General features: G+C 45.3%; 8 protein-coding genes and 2 pseudogenes. 4 read left to right on the top strand and 6 right to left on the bottom strand.

The window, feature by feature from the left end; translation table 11 throughout:
• Nucleotides 1-99: 99 nt before the first annotated feature.
• From CS022_RS24065 to CS022_RS24040, 6 genes are read right to left on the bottom strand one after another with little or no spacing between them, the layout of a single operon-like run.
• A complete protein-coding gene (locus CS022_RS24065; protein WP_129124404.1) occupies nucleotides 100-396 on the bottom strand; it encodes a hypothetical protein in 297 nt (98 codons plus the stop codon).
• A gap of 53 nt (nucleotides 397-449) precedes the next feature.
• Entirely contained in the window at nucleotides 450-746 is a 297-nt protein-coding gene (locus tag CS022_RS24060) for a hypothetical protein (protein WP_129124403.1), read from the bottom strand.
• Nucleotides 747-801: 55 nt separating this feature from the next.
• Nucleotides 802-1,098: a hypothetical protein gene (locus tag CS022_RS24055; RefSeq protein ID WP_129124402.1), complete on the bottom strand. Its 297-nt coding sequence runs from the start codon at nucleotides 1,096-1,098 to the stop codon at nucleotides 802-804.
• 39 nt (nucleotides 1,099-1,137) lie between these two features.
• Complete coding sequence (locus tag CS022_RS24050) at nucleotides 1,138-1,449, bottom strand: hypothetical protein (protein ID WP_129124401.1); 312 nt, start codon at nucleotides 1,447-1,449, stop codon at nucleotides 1,138-1,140.
• Between the two features lie 57 nt (nucleotides 1,450-1,506).
• Nucleotides 1,507-1,803, bottom strand: coding sequence for a hypothetical protein (locus tag CS022_RS24045; RefSeq protein ID WP_129124400.1), 297 nt, complete (start codon nucleotides 1,801-1,803; stop codon nucleotides 1,507-1,509).
• Nucleotides 1,804-1,859: 56 nt separating this feature from the next.
• Nucleotides 1,860-2,156, bottom strand: coding sequence for a hypothetical protein (locus CS022_RS24040; protein ID WP_129124399.1), 297 nt, complete (start codon nucleotides 2,154-2,156; stop codon nucleotides 1,860-1,862).
• 1,183 nt (nucleotides 2,157-3,339) lie between these two features.
• Here CS022_RS24040 and CS022_RS24035 point away from each other — a divergent pair.
• The 4 genes and pseudogenes from CS022_RS24035 to CS022_RS24020 all read left to right on the top strand — a co-directional run.
• A pseudogene (locus CS022_RS24035) lies at nucleotides 3,340-3,541 on the top strand (DUF2986 domain-containing protein).
• A 260-nt stretch (nucleotides 3,542-3,801) separates the two neighbouring features.
• Nucleotides 3,802-5,601, top strand: a complete 1,800-nt coding sequence (locus CS022_RS24030) for a M3 family oligoendopeptidase (RefSeq protein ID WP_129124398.1) — start codon at nucleotides 3,802-3,804, stop codon at nucleotides 5,599-5,601.
• A 297-nt stretch (nucleotides 5,602-5,898) separates the two neighbouring features.
• Nucleotides 5,899-7,697 (top strand): annotated as a pseudogene (locus CS022_RS24025) (M3 family oligoendopeptidase).
• A 296-nt stretch (nucleotides 7,698-7,993) separates the two neighbouring features.
• A partial coding sequence (locus CS022_RS24020; RefSeq protein WP_129124397.1) for a M3 family metallopeptidase occupies nucleotides 7,994-9,338 on the top strand: 1,345 nt, incomplete at its 3' end.

The following is a 9,338-nucleotide window of genomic DNA, read 5'->3' as shown; positions in this document are numbered from 1 at the left end:
CCTACCTGAATGATAACCACCTACTGAAGTAGGTGGTTTAGGGCTGAAAACAAATAAAAATCCCGCCACAAGGCGGGATTTTTTCGGTATCGGGACTGTCTAGCCAGCAAACACCATACGTGTTTTGCTAACTGAGTTACCCGCAGCGTCTTCTGCCGTGAAGATATATCTGTCATCTTCATCATCACTGATGCGGATGAATAAAAGGCCATTGGCAGGAGTCACATAGCTGCTACCATCTACCATTACGGTGGCACCTTGGACGGGCGTTCCACCATTATGCACTTCAACCCACGCCGCTCCTTCAAGAGGAATAACCTTCATATCAAGTGCTGACGCACTGAACGCGGTCGCGGAAGCCAGAACCATAGTCGTTGCAATAATTGATTTTTTCATGATCGTATCTCCGTTGGATTTTTGATTAAGCTATTTTTATTGGTTTTTAATGCTTAGTCTTTGTATACCAAGCGGGTTTTACTGATTTCGTTGCCTGCGGTGTCCTGTGCAGTAAACACATAACGGTCATCTTCGTCATCACTGATGCGAACGAACAGAAGACCGCTGGCTGGTGTTACATAGCTGTTGCCGTCAACTGTTACCGTGGCACCTTGAACTGGGTTTCCACCGTTGTGCACTTCAACCCATGCTGCTCCTTCAAGAGGAATCACATTCATATCTAGCGCTGATGCACTGAACGCAGTCGCGGAAGCCAGAACCATAGTCGTTGCAATAATTGTTTTTTTCATGATCGTATCTCCATTGGATTTTTTGATTAAGCTAATTTTTTATTGTTTTTTGTGCTTAGTCTTTGTATACCAAGCGAGTTTTGCTGACTTTGTTGCCTGAGCTGTCCTGCGCAGTAAACACATAACGGTCGTCTTCGTCATCACTGATGCGAACAAACAGAAGACCGCTGGCTGGTGTTACATAGCTGTTGCCATCAACTGTTACCGTGGCGCCTTGAACTGGGTTTCCACCATTGTGCACTTCAACCCATGCCGCCCCTTCAAGAGGAATCACATTCATATCAAGTGCTGATGCACTAAACGCAGTAGCAGAAGCCAGAACCATAGTCGTTGCAATGATTGATTTTTTCATGATCGTATCTCCATTGGATTTTTTTATTAAGCTAATTTTTTATTGTTTTTTGTGCTTAGTCTTTGTATACCAAGCGAGTTTTGCTGACTTGTTGCCTGAGCTGTCCTGCGCAGTAAACACATAACGGTCGTCTTCGTCATCACTGATGCGAACAAACAGAAGACCGCTGGCTGGTGTTACGTAGCTGTTACCATCTACTGTCACCGTGGCGCCTTGAACTGGGTTTCCACCATTGTGCACTTCAACCCATGCCGCCCCTTCAAGAGGAATCACATTCATATCAAGTGCTGATGCACTAAACGCAGTAGCAGAAGCCAGAACCATAGTCGTTGCAATGATTGATTTTTTCATGATCGTATCTCCATTGGATTTTTTTGATTAAGCTAATTTTTTATCGTTTTTTTGTGCTTAGTCTTTGTATACCAAGCGAGTTTTGCTGACTTCATTACCTGCGCTGTCCTGCGCAGTGAACACATAACGGTCGTCTTCGTCATCACTGATGCGAACAAACAGAAGACCGCTGGCTGGTGTTACGTAGCTGTTACCATCTACTGTCACCGTGGCGCCTTGAACAGGGTTACCACCGTTGTGCACTTCTACCCATGCCGCACCTTCAAGAGGGATAACATTCATATCAAGTGCCGATGCACTAAATGCAGTAGCAGAAGCCAGAACCATAGTCGTTGCAATGATTGATTTTTTCATGATCGTATCTCCGTAATTTTTAGAATTCGCTGTAACTTTTTATTTTCAATATCGGCTTAATCTTTGAAGACCAAGCGAGTCTTGCTGATTTCATTGCCCGCGGAATCCTTCGCGGTGAAGATATAACGATCATCTTCATCATCACTGATTCTGATAAACAGCAGACCACTGTCTGGTGTTGTGTAGCTTTTACCGTCTACCGTAACGGTTGCACCTGAAACTGGTTCACCGTTATCGAGTACTTCTACCCAAGCAGCACCTGATAGAGGTATTACCTTCATATCTAATGCTGACGCGCTCATTGCTGTTGTTGATGCAAGAAGCATTGCTGTTGTAATCATTGTCTTTTTCATAATCGTATCCCCATCGGCATTTCGGCTAGCAAATTGTCGTTAACTCCGCGACTCGTAATCACTATAGGTGGGATACATATCACTTTCAATTGGTGAATTATGGGATTTTGGACAGTTTATTTTTTTGTTTTTAAAATTTTTTCAACAAATTAATCAGCAGAAGATCACTAATGTTTCAAATGAAACTAAATATATTTTTAGGTCATCTCGTGGGGTGCTTAAAATAAGACGCTTGAAGCCAGTCATACCAGCAATTGAACGGGTTGTAACGTAACCATATGATTTGCGAGGAATAGTGTAAATGAAAGTAAATTTGCACTTATTTCACTTGAATAATTAGAACCATTACACACTTTTTACGTTGGTATGCAGTTCTTGACACTTACTTACACTGTATTTTATGTGACTAATATCACAAATATGAGGCCAATTATCTATACATGAGGAGTTTCCGCTGAGTGTTAATGTAAATATGCAGTTTTTATATTATTTACTCTGGAAAACTTAATTTGAAGCTGAAGCTTAATGTCTATTCCGAATTTTTTAAGACCCTTTATTTTATTGGGATGACGTAATGTAAAGCACAAAATTCAGGCTTAACCTTACCCAACAAATAATATGAATATATAGTCAATTAATAAATATTTATATTCACAAATGCCTTCTGCCGTGTATGCTCACGGTGATAAAGTAGTGACCTAGACCTCGTAAATGCTGACACCTCTGTTTATCTCCAAACACAAATCATCTATCGATACACCCTATTTTGAACGTGCTGATCGAGTGGTTACTTCAATACGCCAATAAAAGAGAGAAACTTTACTGTAGCGGCATTATCGCCACACATTGGAGTGTCTCAGGTGATAACAAAAGATGGGGGTAGTTGAGAGAGCACTAGAGGTTAATCCGATATAACGACGAGCCATGAGCCTCCAACTCGCCAAACGTCGAGCTTCCTCATCGATATGGGATACGAACAATCGCAACAAGTGCACTCTTCAATTCAATAAGTGCAGCAATAGCAGAAATGATTCTCAGCATTGTGTGAGTAGAGAGCCTCATTTATTTATCGACATTTCATCATGGCTTTCCAGTAAGGAACAAAGATACCTCGCACCTTTTTTCATTGCTGCTGTATTCTTCAATAGATAGAATGTCGCCTCTGTTTATGCTGGTAACAACAATGAACCGTAAAAAGAAAGTCATTCAGACGTTAAAAAAGAAAGCAAAAAAAGCAAAATGCCAAGCTCCACAAAAGCAACAAGCCAAAGTACATCTCTAAAGCAGACAGGGAAAAAATGGCGGAGACAACTGATCAAGTGTCGATATTAGAAGAGATAGACGAAAGTTGTTCTGAGCATCAGGATCAAACAGACGTGAATTAATTGCCTAAAAGAAAACCAATTTAGTAGATTAAACACCTACCTGATCGCAAAAGGCACAATGGTATATTTCGACTTGTGCCTGTCGGTTCTCATTCCATCCTTCAAAAGTCATAATTCCCTCTGACGTCTATTTTCGGCAGTCCTCATGTCGTTAACTCAACGAAAGTCAACTGCCGATATCAAAATTATCAATTCAGTTTACCTACTCACAATTCGGCCTAGCGTCTATGAGCCGCCTTTGTGACAATAAGGAGCCATCAATGACCGCACCAAGTTGGGATCTCTCTTTCGCGTACAGCGGACTCTCCGGTGAAGACTACGCAGCAGATATTGCAAAGATAAATGCGCTCATCGCGCAAATTGCTGAGCTAACACCATCAGACATCACGAACTGCCAGCAAGCACTATCGCTGTCTGAGCAAGCTGGAATACTCACACAGAGCCTGTCGACTTACGCAAACTGCCTCGCTTCTGTTGATGCTAAAAATCAGGATGCGGCGCTAACCCTGAGTAAGCTTAGCTCGTTAGGAGCAGAGCTTTCACAAGCCATCAAGCCATTCACAAACCAACTCTCAACAGGTACGGACGAATATTTTGAATCTGTGCTTACAGGCTCTGATGAGGTTGGCTCGTTTGAACGCTTTCGCTTTTCACTGTCGATAGAAAGAGAGAAAAAGGACACCTTACTCTCTGTTGAAGAAGAGCAACTCCTATCGGCAATGAATGTTGATGGACGTTCCGCTTGGGGAACTCTGTACAATAATATTACGGGTTCAATGTCAGTAACGCTGACTCTGGCTGACGGTACCGAAGAAGCTATGGGACTGTCACAAGCTGCCAGCATTCTATATGGTCCCGATGATAAGCGTCGTGAACCTGCGTGGAGAGCGATCTCTGAAGCAATGAAAAGCAATCAGGTCTCTTTTGCTGCGATACTCAATGCGCTGTCAGGCAGCCGTCTGACAGAGTACAAAAAACGCAGTAAGAAGAAGCCTGTTCACTTTCTTGACCCTGCGCTGAACGACAGCCGTATCGTACGCGAAACCCTAGACACCATGATGCAGGTTGCAAAAGATAACCGTCATGTCGGTCAGCAGGCTGGGCTTTCGATGGCAAAACTCTATGGTACAGATACCCTAAAGCCCTGGGATGAGCTTGCCTCAATGCCAGCCCTTGGCAGTGGTGAGTCTGAAACCTACACCTTTGATCAAGCTATCTCTATCATCAAAAAGGCCTTCACAGGCGTTGATCAGGAAATGGCTGATTTCGTTGATATGATGGTCGAAAATAACCTTATCGACGCGGCGCCTCAGCCAAGCAAACGTCTCGGCGCTTACTGTACGCTTTTCGCCAAAACGCGCACGCCTATGGTCTTCATGACTTGGGGTGACAGCATGTCTGACGTTATTACCCTCGCCCATGAGCTGGGTCATGCTTTCCACAACTGGGTCATGCGCGATATGCCTATCGCACAGAGTCGCTACCCGATGACCTTGGCAGAAACAGCATCAATCTTCGCAGAAAACATTGTCCGTGATGCACTTATGGCTGAAGCCAAGCAAGAGTCGGATAAGCTGATGATGCTCTGGGAAGAAGCACAGTCATCACTCGCTCTGATGATTAACATTCCAGTGCGTTTCGAGTTTGAAAAAGCGTTTTACGAGCAACGGGAAGACGGTGAGTTTAGTGCTGAAAAATTGTCTCAGCTAATGGCCGAAAAGTGGTCGGAATGGTACGGCGACGCAATGGCCGAAACCAACGACATGTTTTGGGCAAGCAAACTTCACTTCAGCATCGCTGGCGTAAGTTTTTATAACTACCCGTACCTTTTCGGTTACCTGTTCAGTAAGGGCGTGTATGCACAACGTGGCGTAAAAGGCGATGCGTTCTACGCTGATTACAAAGCGCTGCTGCGTGATACAGGTTCCATGAGCGCAGAAGACGTCGTTGAGAAGCACCTCGGTGTCGATATTCGCGAACCTACGTTCTGGTCTGACAGTGTTTCTCAGGTTACCGAGCAAGTTAATCAGTTCAACGCCTTAGTCAACGATATTAAGTAATATCTAACAGAGCCCCATCATGGGGCTTTTTTTGTCGCAAGCCTATCATTCTGCCTCCCCATCTAATTTCTTCTTCCTCGCAAAAACTAAGAGGTATTGGCACAAAATATTCTCATTGAGCTGCCACCAAGACATAATCCTTGTCCGATACATTTCAACTACATTTCGACGACGATTTATCATCGTAACCTCATTAATCCAATAAAACGTATAACAATATTACGGCTTCTGTCCGCAAGCTCTTTGCAAGAACTACTCAAACGGCGAAGTCGAACTCATAACAATTAGGAGTCATCAATGACCGCACCAAGTTGGGATCTCTCTTTTGCTTATAGCAGCCTATCCGGCGACGACTACCATGCTGATGTTGAGCAGGCAAAATCACTAATAAAAGCTATAACTGACATACATCCTTCGTCTGTTATTGAATGTCAGCAAGTATTGGCGCTCGGTGAGCAAGCCGATTCGCTCGTTTGGAGCCTTTCAACATATGCCAATTGCCTCGCATCTGTCGATGCAACCAACCAAGACGCGACACTTATGATCAGTAAACTCAGTGCGCTCGGCGCAGAGATGAATCAAGCAATGGAGCCAGCAAACAACCAACTGGTAGTTTGCGATGACGCATTTTTTGAGGCTGTGCTCGATGGCCATGACGAGCTGGGGGCTCGGAGCCGATTCCGTTTTACCCTGTCACAAAAAAGAAAGCTGAAAGATACCCTTCTCTCCGTCGAAGAGGAGCAATTACTGTCTGCAATGAATGTTAATGGTACTGCTGCATGGGGGCGCCTTTACGACAATCTGACTGGTACCATGACAACCACCCTCAAGTTTGACGATGGCAGCGAAGAAGCGCTGGGGCTCTCACAAGCTGCAAGTATTCTGTATGGGCCCGACCGCAAACGTCGTGAGCCCGCGTGGAATGCCATTGTTGAAGCAATGAAAACCAACCAGACCTCATTTGCAGCTATCTTGAATGCCCTCTCTGGTAGCCGCTTAACGGAATATCAAAAGCGTAGTAAAAAGACTCAGGTTCACTTCCTTGACCCTGCCTTACATGACGGCCGTATTGCCCACGAAACGCTGGATGCCTTGATGTCGGTGGCAAAGGAACAGCGTCATGTTGGACAAGAGGCGGGACTGGCGATGGCAAAACTTTTAGGCACCGACACACTAAAACCGTGGGATGAACTCGCTTCTATGCCTTCTTTGCCTGACTCACAGGGGGAGAGCTACAGCTTTGAACAAGGTATTGCCATCATCCGAAAAGCGTTCGCAGACGTTGACCTGGAAATGGCAGAATTCGTCGACATGATGGTTGAGAACAACCTGATTGACGCAGCACCTCAGCCAAATAAACAACCTGGCGCCTACTGTACGGAATTTTTCAAAACACGTACTCCTATCGTCTTTGTGACCTGGGGCGAAAGTATGTCAGACGTGGTCACACTCGCTCATGAACTGGGCCATGCCTATCACAGTTGGGTGCTCCGTGATATGTCAATCGACGAAAGCAATTACCCGATGACACTGGCTGAGACCGCCTCTATTTTTGCTGAAAACATTGTTCGTGATGCGCTACTCAAAGAGGCTAAACAAGACAGTGATAAATTGGCGATGCTCTGGGAGGAAGCACAGTCTGCATTGGCACTGATGATCAATATCCCTGTTCGTTTTGAGTTTGAAAAAGCGCTTTATGAGCAGCGAAAAGACGGTGAATTAAGTGCCGAAAAGTTGTCTGCGTTAATGTCAGAAAAATGGTCGGAATGGTACGGCGATGCATGAAAGAAACCAATGAGATGTTCTGGGCAAGCAAACTCCACTTCAGCATCGCAGACGTAAGTTTTTATAACTATCCGTATCTGTTTGGCTATCTGTTCAGTAAAGGGGTTTACGCACAGCGCAGCATAAAAGGCGATTCGTTCTACGCTGACTACAAAGCGCTGCTGCGCGACACCGGCTCCATGACAGCGGAAGAAGTGGTACAGAAACACTTAGGTGTCGATATTCGCAAACCTGCGTTCTGGTCTGACAGTGTTTCTCAGGTTGCCGAGCAAGTTAGTCAGTTCAACGCGTTAGTCAACGATATTAAGTAATCTCTGACAAAGCCCCAGCATGGGGCTTTTCTTTTATAGCGAGCCTATCGTTCTTGTATGCTAACACTTGCTCCATCTAATCTTACTCGCAAAAACTAAGAGGTATTGGCACAAAATGTTCTCATTGGGCAGCCGCCACGACATAATCCTCACCCGTCACACTTCAACACCCATATTTTCATCGTCATCTCATCAAGCCATGGATACTCAAACCTTTATAACGGTTTCAATCCACTAGATTTTTGCAACATTTACTCAAACGACAGAGTCGAACTCATAACAACAAGGAGTCATTAATGACCGCACCAAGTTGGGATCTCTCTTTCGCATATAGCGGACTTTCCGGCGAAGACTACGCAGCAGATATAGCAAAGGTAAAAGCGCTCATCGCACAAATCACTGAGCTGGCACCTACAGATATCACTGGCTGCCAGCAGGCACTATCGCTTTCCGAGCAGGCTGGAATGTTGACACACAACCTATCAACTTACGCGTACTGCCTCGCTTCTGTGGATGCAAAAAATCAGGAAGCAGCACTGGCCCAGAGTAAGCTGAGCTCACTTTGGTCAGAGCTTACTCAAGCCAATAAACCATTCACAAGCCAAGTCTCAACAGGGACAGATGACTTTTTTGAATCTGTACTTGCCGGGTCTGATGATGTCGGTCCGCTTGAGCGTTTTCGCTTTTTAAAGACGATAGAAAGAGAAAAAAAAGATACTTTGCTGTCTGTTGAAGAGGAGCAACTCCTGTCAGCCATGAACGTTGATGGGCCCAACGCTTGGGGTAGCTTGTACAATAAAATTACTGGTTCGATGACGGTAAGGTTGACACGGTCAGACGGCACAGAAGAAACGCTGGGGCTTTCTCAAGCCGCCAGTATTCTCCGAAAACCGGATGCGACACGTCGTGAGCTTGCATGGAAAGCAATTAACGACGCGATGAGAACCCATCAGGTCTCATTTGCTGCAATACTCAATGCACTTTCAGGTAGTCGCCTGACTGAATACAAAAAGCGTAGCAAGAAAAAGCCCGTCCACTTCCTTGATCCTGCATTGAGCGATAGCCGCATCATGCGCGAAACTCTCGACATCATGATGCATGTTGCGAAAGAGAATCGCCATATCGGGCAGCAGGCGGGGCTCGCAATGGCAAAACTCCATGGCACAGATACCCTAAAGCCTTGGGACGAGCTTGCGTCAATGCCTACACTTGGCAATAGTGAACCCGAAACCTACAGCTTTGAACAGGCTATCGCGATCATCAAAAAGGCCTTTGCAGGTGTTGACTCAGAAATGGCTGATTTCGTTGATATGATGGTCGAAAATAACCTTATCGACGCCGCACCCCAGTCAAACAAACGCCTAGGCGCCTACTGTGCACTTCTTTTCAAGACACGCACGCCAGTGGTTTTCATAACTTGGGGCGGCAGCATGTCTAACGTTATCACCCTCGCTCATGAACTGGGTCATGCTTTCCACAACTGGGTCATGCGCGATATGCCTTACTCACAGACAGGCTTTCCAAATACACTGGCAGAGACCGCATCCATCATTGCAGAAAATATAGTCCGTGATGCCCTCTTGGCGGAAGCCAAACAAGAATCGGATAAGCTCAAGATGCTCTGGGAGGAAGCAAGGGTAT

This window comes from Veronia nyctiphanis (assembly GCF_004116385.1).
Classification (GTDB): domain Bacteria; phylum Pseudomonadota; class Gammaproteobacteria; order Enterobacterales; family Vibrionaceae; genus Veronia; species Veronia nyctiphanis.
The sequence above is the reverse complement of the archived record's forward strand: the minus strand, read 5'-3'. Positions and strand labels throughout refer to the sequence as shown.

Excerpts from the sequence above, each read along its gene's own strand:
- CS022_RS24065 (WP_129124404.1), bottom strand. The coding sequence starts at position 396 with ATGAAAAAATCAATTATTGCAACGACTATGGTTCTGGCTTCCGCGACC.
- CS022_RS24060 (WP_129124403.1), bottom strand. The coding sequence starts at position 746 with ATGAAAAAAACAATTATTGCAACGACTATGGTTCTGGCTTCCGCGACT.
- CS022_RS24055 (WP_129124402.1), bottom strand. The coding sequence starts at position 1,098 with ATGAAAAAATCAATCATTGCAACGACTATGGTTCTGGCTTCTGCTACT.
- CS022_RS24050 (WP_129124401.1), bottom strand. The coding sequence starts at position 1,449 with ATGAAAAAATCAATCATTGCAACGACTATGGTTCTGGCTTCTGCTACT.
- CS022_RS24045 (WP_129124400.1), bottom strand. The coding sequence starts at position 1,803 with ATGAAAAAATCAATCATTGCAACGACTATGGTTCTGGCTTCTGCTACT.
- CS022_RS24040 (WP_129124399.1), bottom strand. The coding sequence starts at position 2,156 with ATGAAAAAGACAATGATTACAACAGCAATGCTTCTTGCATCAACAACA.
- CS022_RS24030 (WP_129124398.1), top strand. The coding sequence starts at position 3,802 with ATGACCGCACCAAGTTGGGATCTCTCTTTCGCGTACAGCGGACTCTCC.